This is a genomic window from Thiocapsa sp., assembly GCF_022340925.1.
Lineage (GTDB): Bacteria > Pseudomonadota > Gammaproteobacteria > Chromatiales > Chromatiaceae > Thiocapsa.
On the sequence record NZ_JAJDNA010000004.1, the window covers coordinates 18475 to 36487 of the forward strand.

At 65.4% G+C, this 18013-nt stretch carries 20 protein-coding genes; 15 read left to right on the forward strand and 5 right to left on the reverse strand.

What is annotated here, in order from left to right:
- Positions 1–44: 44 nt before the first annotated feature.
- The 10 genes from LJE61_RS00485 (at position 45) to hisC (ending at position 8372) form a co-directional block, all read left to right on the forward strand.
- Positions 45–611: a DUF72 domain-containing protein gene (locus LJE61_RS00485; protein ID WP_296910131.1), complete on the forward strand. Its 567-nt coding sequence runs from the start codon at positions 45–47 to the stop codon at positions 609–611.
- Between the two features lie 204 nt (positions 612–815).
- Entirely contained in the window at positions 816–1610 is a 795-nt protein-coding gene (locus LJE61_RS00490; protein ID WP_296910161.1) for an ABC transporter ATP-binding protein, read from the forward strand.
- Complete coding sequence (gene mlaE, locus LJE61_RS00495) at positions 1610–2392, forward strand: lipid asymmetry maintenance ABC transporter permease subunit MlaE (protein WP_296910132.1); 783 nt, start codon at positions 1610–1612, stop codon at positions 2390–2392. Before LJE61_RS00490 ends, mlaE begins: the two co-directional genes overlap by 1 nt.
- A gap of 4 nt (positions 2393–2396) precedes the next feature.
- Positions 2397–2861, forward strand: coding sequence for an outer membrane lipid asymmetry maintenance protein MlaD (mlaD, locus tag LJE61_RS00500; protein WP_296910133.1), 465 nt, complete (start codon positions 2397–2399; stop codon positions 2859–2861).
- Complete coding sequence (locus LJE61_RS00505) at positions 2861–3478, forward strand: MlaC/ttg2D family ABC transporter substrate-binding protein (protein WP_296910134.1); 618 nt, start codon at positions 2861–2863, stop codon at positions 3476–3478. The genes mlaD and LJE61_RS00505 overlap by 1 nt, the downstream gene beginning before the upstream one ends.
- 11 nt (positions 3479–3489) lie before the next feature.
- Positions 3490–3774 (forward strand): STAS domain-containing protein, encoded by a 285-nt coding sequence (locus LJE61_RS00510; protein WP_363306213.1) that lies wholly within the window; start codon positions 3490–3492, stop codon positions 3772–3774.
- A gap of 115 nt (positions 3775–3889) precedes the next feature.
- Positions 3890–5176 (forward strand): UDP-N-acetylglucosamine 1-carboxyvinyltransferase, encoded by a 1287-nt coding sequence (gene murA / locus LJE61_RS00515; protein ID WP_296910136.1) that lies wholly within the window; start codon positions 3890–3892, stop codon positions 5174–5176.
- Positions 5173–5868, forward strand: coding sequence for an ATP phosphoribosyltransferase (gene hisG, locus LJE61_RS00520; RefSeq protein ID WP_296910138.1), 696 nt, complete (start codon positions 5173–5175; stop codon positions 5866–5868). Before murA ends, hisG begins: the two co-directional genes overlap by 4 nt.
- Positions 5869–5891: 23 nt before the next feature.
- Entirely contained in the window at positions 5892–7169 is a 1278-nt protein-coding gene (hisD, locus tag LJE61_RS00525) for a histidinol dehydrogenase (protein ID WP_519972631.1), read from the forward strand.
- Between the two features lie 123 nt (positions 7170–7292).
- Entirely contained in the window at positions 7293–8372 is a 1080-nt protein-coding gene (gene hisC, locus LJE61_RS00530) for a histidinol-phosphate transaminase (RefSeq protein WP_296910163.1), read from the forward strand.
- A gap of 95 nt (positions 8373–8467) precedes the next feature.
- On the opposite strand, the gene LJE61_RS00535 is transcribed toward hisC, so the two are convergent.
- Entirely contained in the window at positions 8468–8974 is a 507-nt protein-coding gene (locus LJE61_RS00535) for a DUF192 domain-containing protein (RefSeq protein ID WP_296910140.1), read from the reverse strand.
- Between the two features lie 200 nt (positions 8975–9174).
- Between LJE61_RS00535 and LJE61_RS00540 the strand changes: the two genes are divergently transcribed.
- Together LJE61_RS00540 and LJE61_RS00545 are read left to right on the forward strand one after the other, a co-directional pair.
- Positions 9175–9804 carry a CIA30 family protein gene (locus tag LJE61_RS00540; RefSeq protein WP_296910141.1) on the forward strand — a complete coding sequence of 210 codons (630 nt, stop codon included), beginning with the start codon at positions 9175–9177 and terminating at the stop codon, positions 9802–9804.
- 58 nt (positions 9805–9862) lie between these two features.
- Positions 9863–10327: a NapC/NirT family cytochrome c gene (locus LJE61_RS00545; RefSeq protein WP_296910142.1), complete on the forward strand. Its 465-nt coding sequence runs from the start codon at positions 9863–9865 to the stop codon at positions 10325–10327.
- Between the two features lie 172 nt (positions 10328–10499).
- Here LJE61_RS00545 and LJE61_RS00550 read toward each other — a convergent pair whose 3' ends face one another.
- The 3 genes from LJE61_RS00550 to trxA all read right to left on the reverse strand — a co-directional run bounded on the left by LJE61_RS00550 (position 10500) and on the right by trxA (position 13522).
- On the reverse strand, positions 10500–11468 hold the full coding sequence (locus tag LJE61_RS00550) for a hypothetical protein (RefSeq protein WP_296910144.1): 969 nt from the start codon (positions 11466–11468) through the stop codon (positions 10500–10502).
- A 274-nt stretch (positions 11469–11742) separates the two neighbouring features.
- On the reverse strand, positions 11743–12999 hold the full coding sequence (rho, locus tag LJE61_RS00555) for a transcription termination factor Rho (protein ID WP_296910145.1): 1257 nt from the start codon (positions 12997–12999) through the stop codon (positions 11743–11745).
- A gap of 196 nt (positions 13000–13195) precedes the next feature.
- Entirely contained in the window at positions 13196–13522 is a 327-nt protein-coding gene (gene trxA / locus LJE61_RS00560) for a thioredoxin TrxA (protein ID WP_296910146.1), read from the reverse strand.
- A 235-nt stretch (positions 13523–13757) separates the two neighbouring features.
- Here trxA and LJE61_RS00565 point away from each other — a divergent pair, with 235 nt between their 5' ends.
- A complete protein-coding gene (locus LJE61_RS00565) occupies positions 13758–15311 on the forward strand; it encodes a DEAD/DEAH box helicase (protein WP_296910147.1) in 1554 nt (517 codons plus the stop codon).
- A gap of 104 nt (positions 15312–15415) precedes the next feature.
- Here the strand turns inward: LJE61_RS00565 and yrfG are convergent, their stop codons facing one another.
- Positions 15416–16108, reverse strand: a complete 693-nt coding sequence (yrfG, locus tag LJE61_RS00570; RefSeq protein ID WP_296910148.1) for a GMP/IMP nucleotidase — start codon at positions 16106–16108, stop codon at positions 15416–15418.
- Between the two features lie 69 nt (positions 16109–16177).
- On the opposite strand from yrfG, the gene nudE reads away from it, so the two are divergent.
- Both nudE and LJE61_RS00580 read left to right on the forward strand, forming a co-directional pair.
- A complete protein-coding gene (gene nudE / locus LJE61_RS00575) occupies positions 16178–16723 on the forward strand; it encodes an ADP compounds hydrolase NudE (protein ID WP_296910150.1) in 546 nt (181 codons plus the stop codon).
- 81 nt (positions 16724–16804) lie between these two features.
- Positions 16805–17839, forward strand: a complete 1035-nt coding sequence (locus LJE61_RS00580; RefSeq protein ID WP_296910151.1) for a thioredoxin fold domain-containing protein — start codon at positions 16805–16807, stop codon at positions 17837–17839.
- The last annotated feature ends 174 nt before the right edge of the window (positions 17840–18013 follow it).

Sequence of the window (18013 nt, forward strand, 5' to 3'; positions counted from 1 at the left end):
ACGGGGCACCCAGGCCCCAATCGGCCAACCCGGAGCCAACATCGATGCGCACTCGCATCCTGCCCGTCAGAACGGGTTGGGACCCGGGCCCGGCAGACGGGTCATTCTATCCGGATGGCCTGCCCCGGGAGTGGCGATTGACCTATTTCGCCAATCAGCTCATGGGGGTCCTGATCGAGACGAGCGGGTGGGGTCGCGCCGCTCCGGAGGCACTGAGGCACTGGCGCCTGGACGTCAGTCCTCAGTTCAGATTCTACCTGCGGGTTGGCGACGCGGGGATCCACGCCTCGGCCCGGGAGTCAGCCCCGGCATGGCTCGGCGACCGCTTCGGCGGATGGGTTGTGGGTGCCGACGCCACTGGGGGCGCTGGTCCGCTCGAGCCCTCCTACGAGTGGGCTGGCTCCTTGTCCGCAGTCGCCGCCTCGAGCGCACGAGGCGTGGCCTGCGAGGTTCCTGGGGGGCTCGATCGGGATCTGCGGGCGGCGCGGAGGTGGCTCGACGGACTTGCTGCCGCTGCGGCCGGCCGGCCGACGCTTGCGCTCATGGGGCGGGCGCGGATCGAGGAGGTGTGCCGATGGCAGTCGCTGGTGCAATTGCTCGGCCTGGCTTGACGCTCCCACGCGAGCCCGCGACAATCCGCGTCTTTGGAAGCGGGCTGCCGGTGGCAGACCGACATGGCAACTCGATGCCAGTGAGCCGCGCGCCGCCCCGCTCCTCCCCTGACGAGATCCCAGCCGCCCGTGGCCGTTCCCAACGATCCCGCAGCAGCGCCCATCGCCCTGCGACCAGCCCGTCCCGACACCCAAGGCGAAGTCATGGTCAAGGTCCGGGGCCTGTGCTTCCGACGCGGCACGAACCTGGTCTTTGACCGGGTGGACTTGGATATCCGACGCGGCACGGTCACCGCCGTGATGGGGCCGAGCGGGACGGGTAAGACGACCTTACTCAAATTGATCACCGGCCAGCTTCGTCCGGATGCGGGGAGCATCGAGATCGACGGCGAGCCCGTCCATCTTCTCGGCAAGTCTGCCCTCTTCCGACTCCGTCGGCGCATGGGGATGCTGTTTCAAAGCAGTGCCCTCCTGACCGACCTGAACGTCTTCGACAATGTCGCCTATCCGCTGCGCGAGCACACCGACCTCAGTTCCTCCATGCTCCGCAAGCTGGTCCTGATCAAGCTCGAGGCGGTCGGTCTGCGCGGCGCGCGTGACCTCATGCCCAATGAGCTGTCGGGCGGGATGGCGCGGCGCGTCGCACTCGCCCGTGCGATCGCGCTCGATCCGGCCATCGTCCTCTACGACGAGCCCTTCTCGGGACAGGACCCGATCTCGATGGGCATGCTGGTGACCCTGATCCGACAGCTCAATGACGCCGCGGGTCTGACCAGCGTCGTGGTCTCTCACGACGTCGCCGAGACCGCCACGATCGCCGACCAGATCTACGTGATCTCTCACGGCGAGGTGATCGCCCATGGGACGCCGGCGCAGATCGCGGCGGATCGCTCGCCCTGGGTGCGCCAGTTTATCGACGGCCTCCCGGACGGACCCGTACACTTCCATTACCCGGCGCCGCGTCTGGCCGATGATCTACTGGCTCGGGGTGTTGCCTGATGCTCCTCGAGGGCCTGGCACGGCTGGGTCGAAGCGGGCTCGGCGCACTCGAGCGGCTTGGCCGCGCGCATCTCCTGCTCGCCGCGATGCTGTTGGGTGCTGGTGAGATCATTCGACGCCCCGGGTTGCTCACGGCACAGGTCTTCAATATCGGCGTCCTCTCCGTGCTGATCATCGGGGTCTCGGGGCTGTTCGTCGGTATGGTGCTGGGTCTGCAAGGCCATTACGTGCTCGCCCAGTTCGGCGCCGCGGAAAGCCTCGGTGTGATGGTGGCCACCTCGTTGGTGCGCGAGCTCGGCCCCGTGGTCACCGCCCTGCTCGTCGCCGGACGTGCGGGCTCCGCGCTGACCGCCGAGATCGGGCTCATGAAAGCGACCGAGCAACTGTCCGGTCTGGAGATGATGGCGGTCGATCCGGTCCGACGGATCCTGACACCGCGGTTCTTCGGGGGCCTGGTTGCAATGCCGTTGCTCGCGGCCATGTTCAGCGCCGTCGGCGTGCTCGGCGGATATTTCGTGGGTGTCGGGCTCTTGGGGGTCGACTCCGGATCCTTCTGGAGTCAGATGCAGGCAAAGGTCGATTTTCACGAGGACATCGTCAACGGGGTCATCAAGAGCCTGGTGTTCGGTCTCGTGGTGACCTGGATCGCGCTGTTCCAGGGCCACGACGCCGTCCCCACATCGGAAGGAGTGAGTCGGGCGACGACCCGCTCCGTGGTCCACGCCGCTCTAGCGGTGCTCGGGCTCGATTTCATCCTGACCGCATTGATGTTTGGAGACTGAGCCCATGGGACGACAACGCGGCATCGAGATCCTGGTCGGCTTCTTCATGGCGGTGGGCTTCGTTGCCCTGTTCTTCCTGGCGATGCAGGTCAGTAACCTGAGCGCGGCCGTGACCGGCGATGGGTATCGTCTGACCGCACGCTTCTCCAATGTCGGCAGCCTCAAGGCGCGGTCGCCGGTCACCATGGCGGGCGTGCGTGTGGGACGGGTCGAGGGCGTGAGCTTCGACAAAGACACCTATGAGGCCGTGGTGACGCTGCGCATCGACTCGGCAATGGACAGGATCCCGGACGACACCTTTGCCAACGTCTTCACGGCCGGGTTGCTAGGTGAGCAGTACATTGGCCTCGAGCCGGGCGGAAGCCCGGAGTTTCTTCGCGACGGTGATGAGATCCCTCACACCCAGTCGGCACTGATTCTCGAGCAGATGATCGGACAGTTTCTGTTCAGCAAGGCGGGAGGCGACTAATGCGGATGCCACGACACCTTCTTTTGCTGCTGGCCCTGATCGGGTTGGTCCCGCACGGCGCGGCCTCGGCCAGTGCCGACGACGCGACGGCGCTGGTCAAGCGGACCACGGAGCGGATGCTGGCGACCCTCGAGGCGCGCCGCGCCGAGGTCGATCGAGATCCATCGCTGATCTTCGGGATGATCGAGAGCGGGGTCGCCCCGCACTTCGATTTCGAGCGCATCACCCAGGGGGCCGTCGGTCAGTCGTGGCGCGCTGCGACCCCCGCCCAGCAACGCGCCCTGGTCGATGGCTTCAAGCAGGTCCTGATTCGCACCTACGCCCGTTCCATCTTGAGCTATTCGGGAGAAGAGATCCGGTATCTGCCGGTCAAGCCCGGCAGCCGCCCCTCGACAGTCACCGTTTCCACCGAAATCTACGCACCGGGCTCGGCCCCCATCCCGGTGGACTATCGGATGCATAACAGCAGCGGCGCCTGGAAGGTCTACGACGTCGTCATCAACAATGCCAGTCTGGTCGGAAACTACCGCACGAGCTTCACCAACGAGATCCGTCAAAGCGGGTTGGACGGTTTGATCGCGAAGCTCGGCGACATGAACGCCCGGGGTCATGAATGACGGATGGGCGTTTGACGCAGCTGGGTGAAGGGCGCTTTCGTCTGGAGGGGGCGCTGAATTTCGGCACCGTGAGCCGCCTTGCAGCCAGCGGTCGTGAGCTGCTCAGGCGCGAGGCCTCCGTCGACATCGACCTTGGCGGGGTCGAGTCCGCGAATAGCGCCGGGCTCGCGCTGCTGCTGGAGTGGATGGATTTGGCGCGCGCCAGCGGGGCACGCCTCAGCTATCGGAACCTGCCGGAGTCCCTGGTGCGCATCGCCGCTGTTTCCAACCTCGACTCACTTTTGCCGACAGGCTGATAGGCGAAGGGAGCTGCCCCCGACGTGCCCCGGCCGTCGTCCTGGCTGGGGTTCGACCGAGCCACTGGCGCGTCTGAGCCAACCAATCACACCGGGACATCCAACTTAGGGTCGCATGGACAAACTTCTCATCACAGGTGGTGCCGCCTTGCGCGGCCAGGTGCCTGCGTCCGGCTCGAAGAACGCGGCCTTGCCGATCCTGGCCGCCACGCTTTTGGCCGATGCACCCGTGACACTGGGCAACATCCCGCATCTGCGGGACATCACGACGACCCTGGAGCTGCTCGGCCGGATGGGCGCCTGTCTGACCCTCCAGGACGATATGGGGGTGGAGGTGCAACCCCGCCCCCTGAAGAGCTTCGCGGCACCCTATGAGCTGGTCAAGACGATGCGGGCGTCGATTCTGGTGCTTGGCCCCTTGCTGGCGCGCTATGGGCGGGCCGACGTGTCGCTGCCCGGTGGCTGTGCGATCGGCGCCCGTCCGGTCAACCTCCACATTCAGGGATTGCGCGCCATGGGGGCTGAGATCGGGGTTGAGGCAGGCTACATTCGTGCGCGTGCACAGCGCCTGCGGGGTGCGCGCTTGGTGATGGACACGGTGTCGGTCACGGGTACCGAGAACCTGCTGATGGCCGCCACCCTTGCCGAGGGCGAGACCCTCATCGAGAACGCGGCCCGTGAGCCGGAGGTGGTCGACCTCGCCGACTTTCTGAGCGCCCTGGGTGCGCGAATCGAAGGTGCCGGAACCGACCGTATCCACGTGCAGGGGGTAGATGGTCTGGGGGGCGCCAGCTATCGGGTGATGCCAGATCGCATCGAGACGGGGACTTTCCTGGTCGCGGCGGCCATGACTGGCGGCCGGGTGACGGTTCGGCAGACCCGTGCGGATTGCCTGGATGCGGTGATCCACAAATTGCGTGAAGCCGGTGCCGAGATCGACGTCGACGCGAATTCGATCACACTCGACATGCAGGGGCGGCGCCCGCGCGCCGTCGACATCCACACTGCGCCCTATCCTGCCTTCCCAACCGACATGCAGGCGCAGTTCTGCGCCTTGAACTGCATCGCCGAGGGTGTCGGTACCCTGACCGAGACCATCTTCGAGAACCGTTTCATGCATGTCCCGGAGCTTCAGCGCATGGGTGCGGACATTCGAATCGAAGGGAATGTCGCCATTTGCCGGGGCGTGGAGCGCCTGACCGCGGCGCCCGTCATGGCGACCGATCTGCGGGCGTCGGCGGGTCTGGTGCTGGCAGGGCTGGCCGCGTCGGGTGACACCCTCGTCGACCGGGTCTATCACCTCGACCGGGGTTATGACAGCATCGAGGAGAAGCTCGCTGCGCTCGGTGCGGGGATCCGCCGGATCCCCGGACGAAGCGGGAGCCTGACGACGACACCATGAGTCTGGCCATGCCGCTGACGATGGCCCTGTCCAAGGGCCGAATCTTCGATGAGACCCTGCCTTTGCTGGCGCATGCGGGCATCCATGCAATCGAGGATCCCGAGACCAGCCGCAAGCTGATCCTGGAGACCAACGATCCGCGCGTGCGTTTCCTCATCATCCGAGCGAGCGACGTGCCGACCTATGTCCAGTACGGTGCGGCGGATCTGGGTGTCTCGGGCAAGGACGTCTTGCTGGAGCATGGCGGCGAGGGGCTCTACGAGCCCTTGGACCTCGGTATTGCGCGCTGCCGGATGATGGTCGCCGGGTTACCTGACGTCGGCACGCCTGAAACGCGACGCTTGCGGGTCGCGACGAAGTACGTCAAGAGCGCGGAGCGGCATTTTGCCTCTAAGGGTCAGCAGGTGGAAATCATTAAGCTCTATGGGTCGATGGAGTTGGCCCCTTTGGTCGGCCTGGCCGACCGCATCGTGGACCTGGTTGAGAGCGGGAATACGTTGAAGGCGAACGGACTTGTTCCGCTCGAGCACATCGCCGACATCAGCTCGCGCCTGGTGGTCAACAAGGCCTCCTGGAAGATGAAGCATGCCGCGGTGATCGCCTTGCTGAATGCCTTGCGCGACGCTGTCGCCCGTCGGTCGAATCCAATCGAGGCGGCCCCTCGCGCGGGCCGGGGAGCTGCGCATCGGTGAGCCAAATCAGACAATTCTCCACCATGGATTCCGATTTCCAGGCGTCTCTGGACCGGCTGCTGGCGTGGGACTCGGTCTCGGACGATCGGGTTCAGCAGACCGTGGCCATGATCATCCACGCCGTCCGCGCACGCGGCGATGCCGCCCTGCTCGAATACACGGCGCAGCTCGATCGCTGGACGCCGGCCTCGGCCGCCGATCTGGAGATCCCGCGTGCACGCCTCGAGGCGGCATGGTCCGGCATTCCGGCAACGCAACGCGAGGCTCTGCAGACGGCTGCCGCGCGCATTCGCGCCTACGCCGAGCGGCAGAAGCTCGAAAGCTGGAGCTATACGGAGGCGGACGGGACCCTGTTGGGCCAGCAAGTCACCCCGTTGGATCGGGTCGGACTCTATGTGCCCGGTGGCAAGGCGGCCTACCCCTCCTCGGTCCTGATGAACGCGATTCCGGCCAAAGTCGCCGGTGTCGGTGAGCTGATCATGGTGGTGCCGACCCCCGATGGTGAGGTCAACGAGCTGGTCCTGGCGGCCGCCTGCGTCGCCGGTGCCGACCGGGCCTTCGCGGTCGGTGGGGCCCAAGCCGTCGCCGCCTTGGCGTTCGGAACCGAGACGATCCCCGGCGTCGACAAGATTGTCGGTCCGGGCAACATCTATGTGGCGACCGCCAAGCGCGCCCTGTATGGCCAGGTCGGTATTGACATGGTCGCGGGTCCTTCCGAGATCCTGGTGATCTGTGACGGGCGAACGGATCCGGACTGGATCGCGATGGACCTCTTCTCGCAGGCCGAGCATGACGAGGATGCGCAATCGATCCTGGTGAGCTGGGATGTCGACTTTCTCGATCGGGTCGCCTCGAGCATCGAGCGGCTCTTGCCGACCGTGGAGCGTGAGACCATCATCGCCGCGGCCCTGGGGACCCGCGGGGCGCTCATCCGAGCGCGTGACCTGGACGATGCGATCGCTGTCGCCAATCGGATCGCGCCGGAGCATCTCGAGTTATCGCTCGAGGACCCGGCGGCGGTCGTCGGTCGGATCCGCCACGCCGGTGCGATCTTCATGGGGCGTCATACCGCCGAGGCCATCGGCGACTATTGCGCCGGACCAAACCATGTGCTGCCGACCTCGCGCACGGCGCGCTTTTCCTCTCCGCTAGGGGTCTATGACTTCCAGAAACGCTCCAGTCTGATCATGGCCTCACCGGCGGGCGCGGCCGAGATGGCAAAGACCGCCTCGGTGCTCGCCAGGGGAGAGGGGCTGACGGCGCACGCCCGATCCGCAGAATATCGCGGTGAGGCAAGGTGATGGTGGGCGGAGCCGGACGCATGCCTCGGTCATCGGCTCCGATCCCATCCGATTCGGCCCATGGCGCCTTGGGTGCCGGTCTCCCGACCGGGCGTCCGGCGCAACCTGTCACTTGCGATGCCCATGCATGACCTGATCGACCGCCTCATTCGATCCGATATCCGCGCCCTGGCGGCCTATCATGTCCCGGATCACGCGGGAATGATCAAGCTCGACGCCATGGAGAACCCCTATGGCTGGCCCGAGACGTTGAAGTCCGAATGGCTCGAGGTGCTGCGCGCCGTGGCGTTGAACCGCTATCCGGAGCCGCAGGGTCCTGCGGTCCAGGCCGCACTGCGGGAGGCCATGGAGATCCCATCCGAGATGGCGGTGCTGTTGGGCAACGGATCCGACGAGCTGATCCAGATGCTGGCGTTGGCGGTCGCCGGACCCGGCCGCAAGGTCCTGTCGTTGGAGCCGGGCTTCGTCATGTACCGGATGATCGCCCGGTTTGCCGGAATGGAGTACGTTGGCGTCCCCTTGCGCCCAGAGGACTTCTCCGTCGACCTGCCGGCAGTGCTCGAAGCCATCGAGCGCGAGCAGCCTGCATTGGTCTTTCTGGCGTATCCGAACAACCCGACCGGCAACCGCTTCGATGCCGACGACGTTGTGTGCATGATCGAGGCAGCGCCCGGGCTGGTGATCGTCGACGAGGCCTATGCGCCGTTCACCGACTGCAGTTTTTTGGCTCTCCTCGGCGATTGGCCGAACCTGCTGGTGCTGCGCACCCTGTCGAAGATGGGTCTGGCGGGTCTGCGTCTCGGCTATCTGGTCGGTCCGCAGGTCTGGCTCGACGAAATCGACAAGGTCCGACTGCCATACAATATCAATGCCCTCACTCAGGCGTCCGCGGCCTTTGCGCTCCGTCACAAGTCCCTCCTCGACGCGCAGGCGCAGGCGATCCGTGCCGAGCGCCACAACCTCCTGGCCGCCTTGTCGAGCTTGGATGGCGTGCATCCCTACCCGAGCGAGGCCAACTTCATCCTGTTCCGCGCCCCCAAAGGTCGCACGGATGCGATCTTCAGCGGCTTGCAGGGTGAGGGTATCTTGATCAAGAACCTCAACGGGTCCCACCCCATGCTCGAGGACTGTCTGCGGGTCACGGTTGGGCGGGCCGAGGAGAATGCGGTCTTCCTGAGTGCGCTCACCGGGCTTGTTTCCTAGGAGCCCTTGCTTCTTCGGCTGAGACCTCATCCAGGTGCATGAGGCAGCTGAATCGGACGAAGCCGATGCAGTCCCATGCAGCGAGCTTCGCGCACTCATTGAATCGGCTGGACGATCCGAATGGGATCACCCGGCTGGAGTCCCAGCTCGGCGATGCGCCCTCCCCGAAGCTCCAGCACGTGATCGACGGGCCGTGTGCCGAGGCCATAGATCGGACAGGGTGTCTCGGCGCACGGTGGCACCTGCTCGAGCAGGCCGACGACGCGTCCCTCGTGGATGAAGACCATATCGAGGGGCACCGGGACATTCTTCATCCACATGCGGACCGGGCGCGCCGGATGGTTGGAGAACAGCATCCCGCGGTCATTGGCGAGGGGCTGTCTAAACATCAGACCCAGGGCGCGCTCCTCCGCGGTTCGCGGGACCTCGAGGAGAATCGTCTGCCCGCCGATCTCGGCCTCGGCCGAGATCGGTAGGTGTTGGGGACGCATGCTTGTGGCGTCGCCGCTCGCCGTCCCGAGCAATGCCCAGATCGCCGCGGCGAGGGCCGCGGCGACGAACGGCCGGGCCCTCCCGAGAGGGAGATGGGATTGATTCGTCACGCTAGGAGCCTGTCGGACTTGAGCGATCGCCGCGAGCCGAGTGGGAGAGCGAGGGCAGATTCGACGGATTTTGAGGCGCATAATGGGTCTATGGAAAGAGGAATCGGGCGGATCTGGACCGCTGTCCCGCCGGCGCAGTAGATCAGCCTCAAGTCAGACAGTCTCGCGCGCCGGCGGGCGAGTGCCGTTTCATGTCTCGAATGGATCAAGCTGACCCGGTTCATGCCATCGTCTTGGGAATGGTGCTCATGCTCGGAATCTCAAATACCTCCGGCGCCGATCATGGCCTCGTCGACGACCTTTCCCGCCCGGATGGCCTCTCGGCGCTCGGCACGGGCTGGCGCGTTGTGACTGATCGAGTGATGGGCGGCCGCTCGGAGGGTGCGATCGCTCGACGGGTTGTCGACGGACGGCCCGCGCTCTGTCTCAGTGGCGATGTCAGTCTGGCCAACAACGGCGGTTTCGTGCAGGCGGTGTTGGATCTGACCTTGCCAGGCGGGAGCAGTGCAGCGCTCGACGCACACGGCTTTGCGGGGGTGCGGCTCCTGGTTCGCGGCAACGGCGAGGTCTACAATCTTCACCTCAAGACCACAGCGACCGTCTTGCCCTGGCAGTCCTATCGCGCCACCTTCGTGGCCGGTCCGGACTGGCGGGCGATATGCCTGCCGTTCGATTCGTTTCAGCCGCACCGGCTCGTCCAGCGACTGGATACGCGGCGTCTCACCAAGCTTGGGATTCTCGGCATCGGGCGCGTCTTTCGAGCGGATATCTGTATCGGCGAGGTCGGCTTCTATCGACCGTCGGGTTGCCGCGGCCGGGCGCAGGATTGAAGCGATCACGCTGATACGCCATCGCTGGGCTCGCTGATCGATCCAACGGGAGGATCCCATGACGCGAACACTCAAGTGGCTTGGGCTCGCCGCGGGCCTGCTCATCCTGGTCTCGATCGCGATGGCTGGCGGCTGGATCCTGACCGAGGGCGCGATCCAGTCGACCTCCGACCGGGAGTTCTGCACGACATGCCACTCAATGGAACCCTTCGCCGAGGCCTACGACCGAGATGTCCACGGTGGCCGCAACCCCGGAGGGGTCGCGGCGGGCTGCACGGATTGCCATCTGCCTCACGAGAGCCCCGCTCGCTATCTGGCTGCCAAGGTCCGGACCGGGATTCACGACGGCTGGGCCGAGCTTGGCGGTCGCCTGGACGGCGTCGGACTGAGACGCGATGCCGCCTGGCTCCGGCTCTATTTCACCGATCCCAAGGCGGCGATTCCGACCGCCACGATGCCTAAGGCCGCGCTGACCGAGCAGCAGCTGGCGGACCTGATCGCGTATCTCATCTCGCTGCGGTGACTCCGGGATCAAGGGGCTTTGCACCGCGAAGGTGCGACTGAGAAGAGTCCAGGGGCCTCTCGCGCATCCGTAATGACCCGTTTCGCTGGCGGCCCCGGGGCCTGGCTCAGGTCCCGGCAGCTGTTCGCGCGTTCCCGCGGTTCCGTCGCGACTCGTCTTGAACGCGCAGCGTTCACGGACTGCTGACCGCGTCTCGGGGGAGCGGGTCCCAGGCATCGTCGGGGAGGGGTCTCGGCAGCGCGGGCGGTTTCATGAGCGGCGTCTCGTGCCTCGAGAGCAGGACGAGGATGAGTAGCGCCGGGATGCCGAACGACAACAGGCGCAGCGGTGATCCCGCTGGGGCGCCGATCAACAGCAGCGCGGGCCCCGCCGCCAGCGAGCCGCCGATCGCCAGAAGGCCGAGTGCCCGTCGCAGCAGGACGCGCTGACGTTCCCGTTGCCAGACGCGGTGGAAGCGCTTCGGCGGCGCGCAGAGCGTCCCGACGAGGTGCTCTAGGGTCCGTGCGAGCTTGGCCTCGACATCCGGCGTGCGTGCCGGCTCGGAACCGGGTACGCGCAGATGGGCGCGCCAACCGTTCTCGGTCGGACGCAGTGGCCCCCATGCCCATCCCAGGACCGCCAAGAGATCCTCCGGTGGCCTGATCGCGTGCTCCGGGGCCATGCATAAGCGCACCTCGGCGGGCATCCCGTGCCCGCCCTGGGCGTCGAGTGTGACAGCGATCCCGGCGAGCTCGGTCGCGGCGTTCAGCAGGACGAGGCGAGTCGCCGACACCGTCTTCCCGGTCCTCTCGAGACCGGTCTCGAGGCGATAGCTCCTCGCGACCCGGAGACCGGCGAGCGTTGGAAGCTGCCGGGCCGGGTCGACCGCGTCCACCTGCTCGATCAGTTTCCCGGGCTCCGGTCCGTCGACCCGCAGCATCGCCACCCGACCCGCCTCGTCGGTCAGTATCCTGGTCAATCGGAAGTGCCGGCTTCCGGGGGCCTCGAGCTTGAGGGTTTCTTTGACACCCAGCGTTGCGATGGGAGGCGAGCCGCCTTGTGCGAGGGTGCGCAGCGTCGGCTTGAACAGGAGACGCCGCGTGAGGCGGTCGCTCGCGGCAAGATCGACATGCCTTCCGCGGCGCGTGAAGGGCTCGACCAACGCCAGAATCTCATGATGTGTGAGTGGGTCGGGCGATCGCCGCACCCGGTCTGTCGGTCCCGGGCCACCTTGGCTTCGCGATCCCCTGCGGCTTTCCCGCACCACGAGAGGAGGCCAGATCGGGCGTAGCGGTTTTGGCTCTCGCATCGATGATCACCGCGGACGGCAGGCAGTGCTCAGCTGGACGCCGCTTGGCTTTCTCGAAGCAGATTGCTGAAGGGGATGGCTTTGGGTCAGGCTGATGGCCCTGTTGGCCGGTCGACGGGGCTCGGCCTCAACCCTTCATCGACGCGAAGAACTCGTCGTTGGTCTTGGTCGCCTTCAGTTTGTCGTGCAGGAACTCCATTGCCGCCAGCTCGTCCATCGGGTGCAGGATCTTGCGCAGGATCCACATCTTCTGCAGCTCGGCGGGGTTCATCAGCAGCTCCTCGCGGCGGGTGCCGGAGCGGTTGATGTTGATGGCAGGGAAGATGCGACGCTCGGCGATGCGGCGATCCATGTGGATCTCCATATTGCCTGTGCCCTTGAACTCCTCATAGATGACGTCGTCCATGCGCGAGCCGGTGTCGACCAAGGCAGTCGCGAGGATGGTCAGACTGCCGCCTTCCTCGACGTTGCGCGCGGCGCCGAAGAAGCGTTTGGGCCGCTGCAGGGCGTTGGCGTCCACGCCGCCGGTCAGGACCTTGCCCGAGGAGGGAACGACGGTGTTGTAGGCGCGGGCGAGACGGGTGATGGAGTCAAGCAGGATGACCACGTCGCGTTTGTGCTCGACGAGACGTTTTGCCCTCTCGATCACCATCTCGGCCACCTGTACGTGGCGGGTGGCTGGCTCGTCGAAGGTCGAGGAGATGACCTCGCCCCGCACCGAGCGTGCCATCTCCGTGACCTCTTCCGGGCGCTCGTCGATCAGGAGCACGATCAGATAGCAGTCGGGGTGGTTGTGGCCGATCGACTGGGCGATGTTCTGCAGCATCATCGTCTTGCCGGCCTTGGGCGGCGAGACGATGAGGCCGCGCTGGCCCTTACCGATCGGTGCCACGAGATCAATCGTGCGGGCCGTGATGTCCTCGGTGCTGCCGTTGCCGATCTCCAGGGTCAAACGCTTCTGGGCGAACAGCGGGGTGAAGTTTTCGAACAGTATCTTCGACTTGGCGTTTTCCGGCCGGTCGAAGTTGATGTCGTTGACCTTGAGTAGGGCGAAGTAGCGTTCCCCGTCCTTGGGGGGACGAATCTTGCCGGAGATCGTGTCGCCGGTGCGCAGAGCGAAGCGGCGGATCTGGCTGGGCGAGACGTAGATGTCGTCGGGTCCGGCGAGATAGGAGGCGTCCGCCGAGCGGAGGAAACCGAATCCGTCCGACAGGATCTCCAACACACCGTCGCCGTAGATGTCTTCCCCTCGTTTGGCCTGCGCCTTCAGGATCGCGAAGATGAGGTCTTGCTTGCGCGAGCGCCCAACGCCTTCGATTTCCATGGACTGGGCCAGCGCGACCAGGTCGGGCACGGGCGTCTTCTTTAATTCGGTTAGGTTCATCACGTTCTGTCGTAGGTGAGGAATGGTGTGCGACGCCCCGTGCGGGATCCATGTCGCGGGCGAATGCGGTTTGGAGCGGTGACTTGTCGGAGAGAGGGCGCCCGAGGGTTGCCCCGTGCGCGCATCAATTGTCGGGAACGCTGGCTCGATGCCCGGCTCGCGGATTGGTTTGTCAGCGGGCCGGCGCGAAGTCAACTTAGAGGTTGCTGTCGATGAATGCCGTGAGTTGGGATTTGGAGACCGCTCCGACCTTGGTCGCCTCGACTTCGCCCTCCCGAAACAACATCAGTGTCGGAATTCCACGGATCCCGTAGCGCGGGGGAGTGTTGGGATTCTCGTCGATGTTGAGCTTCGCGACCTTGATGCGGCCCGCATATTCCCCGGCGATCTCGTCAAGCACGGGTGCAATCATCTTGCAGGGTCCGCACCAGTCCGCCCAGTAGTCCACGAGCACCGGTTCGGCGGATTTCAAGACCTCGTCTTCGAAAGAATCATCGGTCACATGGACGATGCTGTCGTTCACTGAAGTGATCTCCCATAAGTCTCGGTTCAGCACGGGCCGTTGTTTTCTAGCATCGGGGTCCGCGGATGACGGCGGCAGGCTGAGCGCTGGGGCGAGGCGCGAACGGGTCGCGTAACAGGCGGGCGAATTGGCGTTGGTATGTGCCCTTGAGTAAGATGCTATTTGATCCAATGCGAAGAAAATTTGCAAGCCTTGCCCGTCCGCGAGGCGCGTAGCTCCAGGGACTCTCGACGTCATGACCGACACGCATCTCACCCAGACCCGCTTCGACGGCTTCGCGCTCGATCAACGGATCCTCGATGGCCTCGCCGAGGCCGGTTTCACCCGCTGCACGCCCATCCAGGCCCAGACCCTGCCGATCGCATTGGCCGGTCGGGACGTCGCCGGCCAGGCTCAGACGGGCACTGGCAAGACTGCGGCCTTCCTCATCGTGTTGATGCAGCGTCTGCTGCGGGAGTCGCCCCCGCCGGCGGGGCAGGTGGCGCGTCCCAGGGCACTGATCCTCGCACCGACCCGCGAGTTGGCCGTGCAGATCCATCGGGATACTCGGCTTCTCGGCAAGTATACCGGCTTGCGCTTCGCGGTCGTCTATGGTGGTGCGGGCTACCAGGAGCAGCGCGACACGCTCGCCGCCGGCGTCGACATTCTGATCGGGACGCCGGGGCGCCTGATCGACTATCTCAAGCAGCGCGTCTTCGACTTGAAGGCGATCGAGGCCGTTGTGCTCGACGAGGCCGACCGGATGTTCGATCTTGGTTTCATCAAGGACATTCGCTTTTTGCTCCGTCGCATGCCGCCACCGGAGACCCGACAGGGCCTGTTGTTCTCGGCGACACTCTCTTATCGGGTGACCGAGCTCGCCTACGAGCATATGAATCATCCCCAGCTGGTCAAGATCGAGACCGATACGATCACGGCGGACCGGGTGCGGCAGCGTTGCTACATGACCTCGAATGAGGAGAAGATCCCGTTGCTGTTGGGTCTGGTGCGCCGCTGGGACGACTCGCGCATCATGGTTTTCGTGAACACCAAGCGAGAGGCCGATCGCGTCTGGGGCTTCCTGCAGGGCAACGGCATCAATGCCGCGGTGCTCTCCGGGGATGTGCCCCAGAAGAAGCGCCTGAAGCTCTTGAAGGACTTCACCGAGGGCAGGCTGCCGGTCCTGGTGGGCACGGACGTTGCCGCGCGCGGGCTGCACATCCCGGACGTCACCCACGTGGTGAACTATGACCTGCCCGAGGATCCGGAGGACTATGTTCACCGCATTGGACGGACGGCGCGCGCCGGGGCCGCCGGAGACGCCATCGGCTTCGTCTGCGAGACCTATGCCTTTTGCCTGCCCGATATCGAGGCGTTCATCGGGACGAAAATCCCCGTCGAGCCTATCGACCCAGGGATGTTGGCGAAGGTCGACCCGCGCAGCAGGCTGCGCCCGGACAGAGAGGATCGATGCGACGCGCGCCCCGCGCGCGTGGCGTCCCGCGGCAAGGCCGCAGCGCGCCCTGACCGGCGCTCCGACCCGCGACGGTCTCGCGGAAAGGTCGATGTCGATCCGGGCGGTGCGGGTTCGGCGCCCGAACCACCAGCGCGCCGCGAGGAGGCCGCGTTGACCGCCCGGACCGCAGCCGCGGTCTCGCCCCCGGGTGCGGATGGGCTCGCGGACACCCCCAGCTCGGACGACCCGTCCGGCGAGCCGAAGCCGCGGCGCCGGCGGCGCCGGTCCAAGCGCCCGGGCGGGCAGATCGCCGAGCGGACGCCGCCGGGTCAAGCCGTCGAGCCGGCTGATTGATCGACCGGCGCGTGGCCCCCGTCTGTCTGAGTGGGTCGGCTCGCGTGAGGTCTCGTGACACGCGACACGCCGTGAGCGACGCACCCAGGCCTCCGGAGCCCCGCCTATCCACGGGGCAATGGTTGGGTCGCCGAGGCGGCTTGCAGCCCGGGAAGCAGCTCCGCGAAATTGGCAATCGCCGGGAAGCCCTCGATCTGCCGACGGGGGCCGCGTGAGTCCGGCTCGATCACCGCAATCAACCACCGGAACCCGAAGCTGCGCGCGGCCCGCAAGACGCTCAGGCTGTCGTCGACAAACAGGGTTCGCGCAAGATCGAATGGCTCGATCTCCTGTACAAGCGCCCAGAAGCCGGGCGACTCCTTGGCCACCTTGAGGTCATGCGAGCAGATGATCCGCTCGAGCTGCCCGCCGAGCCGGGTGCGCGAGAGCTTGAGCGCGAGTGCCTTCTGGTGGGCATTGGTGACCAGCACCCGGCGTTTGCCTTGTGCCGCGAGCGCCTCCAGAAAGTCGACGACGTGGGGATGGATCGCGATCAGGTGCTCGACCTCCTGTTTGAGCAGGACGATATCGAGGCCGAGCTCGCGGCTCCAGTGGTCGACACAGTACCAATCCAGGGTGCCCTCGATGTCGCGATAGCGCTTCAGGAGCTCGGACTTGGCCACCTCCGGGGCCAGTCCGCGTGCCTCACCGTAGCGCCGCGGGACATGCTCGAGCCAAAAATGGTTGTCGAAATGCAAGTCAAGCAGGGTGCCGTCCATGTCCAGAAAGACCGTGTCGATCTGACCCCAGTCGATCATGATGGGTGCCTCGTGGCCTGGAGTCTCTGCAGCCGCTTCGGTGCGCCTCGCCTCGCCGGAGTCTGACGCATGCCTCAGAAACCGAAGATCCTGAATCGCCGAATCGTCGCCCAAAGCCGCTTGTTTCGGGTGGAAGAGGTCGATCTGGAGTTCGCGAACGGCGCGCGCCGTACCTTTGAACGGGTCCCCGGTGGCGTGGATTCTGTCATGATCGTGCCCATGCTCGATGCCGAGACGGTCCTCTTGATCCGAGAATATGGGGCGGGCAGCGACCGTTACGAGCTGGGCCTGCCGAAGGGCGTGGTGGAAGCCGGAGAAGATCCGTTGGATGCCGCCAATCGCGAGATCCAGGAGGAGATCGGCTATGGCGCACGGGACCTGCGAATGATCAAGCGTGTCTCCCTTGTACCCGGCTATATCGAGCATCATAGCCTCATCGTGCTGGCCCGGGACCTCTATGCCAAGCGCCTGCCCGGCGACGAGCCGGAGCCGATCGAGGTCGTGCCCTGGAGCCTGAAAAACGTCGATGACTTGCTTGCTCGCGCTGATTTCGACGAGGCCCGATCGGTCGCGGCATTGCTCGTCGCGATGCGGGTCCTGCGGACTCGATCTTGAGTCGGGCAGCGAGGGACTAGACTCGCGACAACCGGGTGCGCCGCGGGAGGCGTTGACGCCCCACACCACAGGAGATCCCCTATGCTTCGCTTGTCCGCCCGTGCGGCGGTTCTCTTGATCTTCTGCCTCCTGGCGGGTACAAGCGTCTCGCAGTCCGAGGAGTCCTCCCGCCCCGACGCGGCCGTCTACGACTTCGACGATTATCCGCGGGGCGATCTCCTGGAGCACCCCGACTGGTTCAAGGAGAGCTTCCTGGATCTCGCGCAGGATCTCGAGGACGCGCTCGCTGCCGGGAAGAGTGGGCTCATTGTATATTTCGGACAGAAGCGTTGCGCCTATTGTCACAAACTGCTGCACGAAAACTTTGGCCTGTCAGACGTCCTCGAGTACACGCAGCGGCACTTCGATCTGGTTCCGGTCGACGTCTGGGGGGTCGACGAGGTCACGACAATCGACGGGGAGGTCTTGACCGAGCGTGACTTCGCGCTCCGCGAAGACGCCAACTTCACGCCATCACTGCTCTTCTACGACCGCGAGGGGCAGCTCGCCCTGAGGCTGCGCGGCTACTATCCACCCTATCAGTTTCGAGCCGCGCTCGAGTATGTGGCCGACGGACACTACCGCCGCGAGTCTTTTCGGGCCTATCTCGCCCGCGGGGACAATCGGATGGTATTCGAGCCGGGAGACCTGAACGAGCAGTCCTTCTTTGCCAGTCCTCCTTACAATCTGGATCGCCGCTTCCCGAGCGAGCGCCCGCTCGCGGTCTTTTTTGAGCAGGGCGACTGCCATGCCTGCGATGTCTTGCACGGTCAGGCCTTGCGGGAGCCTGGAATCCTGCGCTACTTCCGCGAGCTCGACAGTGTGCAGTTGGACATGTGGTCGGATGTGCCGGTGGTCACCCCGGCCGGCAAGCGGACCACGGCGCGTCAATGGGCCGCCGAGCTCGGACTCTTTTACGCGCCCTCGATCCTCTTTTTCGACGAGCGCGGCCACGAGCTCCTTCGGGTGGACTCCGTGGTGGGCGTCTATCGGTTGCGCAACGTCTTGAATTACATCAGCACCAAATCCTACTTGACGGAGAGTTACGGCGAGTGGCGGGTGTCGAGGGCCTTTTAGGATCGTCTGATGAATCGCCGTCCCCAGTGATCATCGGCGCGCGCAGCGTTGGATATGTCGGTGTCTCCCCCGGTCGGCGTTCCCCCGAGGCCGAAGCGCCGGGCCCGAAACGTCCCCTTAACATCCAGGCGGGGTGTTTCGGGCATGATTCGATCTTTTTGCGCAGTGCAGCAT

Bases quoted from the DNA above. Each gene is read 5' to 3' on its own strand.
- LJE61_RS00485 (WP_296910131.1), top strand. From the start codon at position 45: ATGCGCACTCGCATCCTGCCCGTCAGAACGGGTTGGGACCCGGGCCCG.
- LJE61_RS00580 (WP_296910151.1), top strand. From the start codon at position 16,805: ATGCTTCGCTTGTCCGCCCGTGCGGCGGTTCTCTTGATCTTCTGCCTC.
- LJE61_RS00540 (WP_296910141.1), top strand. From the start codon at position 9,175: ATGGATCAAGCTGACCCGGTTCATGCCATCGTCTTGGGAATGGTGCTC.
- yrfG (WP_296910148.1), bottom strand. From the start codon at position 16,108: ATGATCGACTGGGGTCAGATCGACACGGTCTTTCTGGACATGGACGGC.
- rho (WP_296910145.1), bottom strand. From the start codon at position 12,999: ATGAACCTAACCGAATTAAAGAAGACGCCCGTGCCCGACCTGGTCGCG.
- hisC (WP_296910163.1), top strand. From the start codon at position 7,293: ATGCATGACCTGATCGACCGCCTCATTCGATCCGATATCCGCGCCCTG.
- mlaD (WP_296910133.1), top strand. From the start codon at position 2,397: ATGGGACGACAACGCGGCATCGAGATCCTGGTCGGCTTCTTCATGGCG.
- nudE (WP_296910150.1), top strand. From the start codon at position 16,178: ATGCCTCAGAAACCGAAGATCCTGAATCGCCGAATCGTCGCCCAAAGC.
- LJE61_RS00505 (WP_296910134.1), top strand. From the start codon at position 2,861: ATGCGGATGCCACGACACCTTCTTTTGCTGCTGGCCCTGATCGGGTTG.
- LJE61_RS00490 (WP_296910161.1), top strand. From the start codon at position 816: ATGGTCAAGGTCCGGGGCCTGTGCTTCCGACGCGGCACGAACCTGGTC.
- hisD (WP_519972631.1), top strand. From the start codon at position 5,892: ATGGATTCCGATTTCCAGGCGTCTCTGGACCGGCTGCTGGCGTGGGAC.
- LJE61_RS00545 (WP_296910142.1), top strand. From the start codon at position 9,863: ATGACGCGAACACTCAAGTGGCTTGGGCTCGCCGCGGGCCTGCTCATC.
- hisG (WP_296910138.1), top strand. From the start codon at position 5,173: ATGAGTCTGGCCATGCCGCTGACGATGGCCCTGTCCAAGGGCCGAATC.
- murA (WP_296910136.1), top strand. From the start codon at position 3,890: ATGGACAAACTTCTCATCACAGGTGGTGCCGCCTTGCGCGGCCAGGTG.
- mlaE (WP_296910132.1), top strand. From the start codon at position 1,610: ATGCTCCTCGAGGGCCTGGCACGGCTGGGTCGAAGCGGGCTCGGCGCA.
- LJE61_RS00565 (WP_296910147.1), top strand. From the start codon at position 13,758: ATGACCGACACGCATCTCACCCAGACCCGCTTCGACGGCTTCGCGCTC.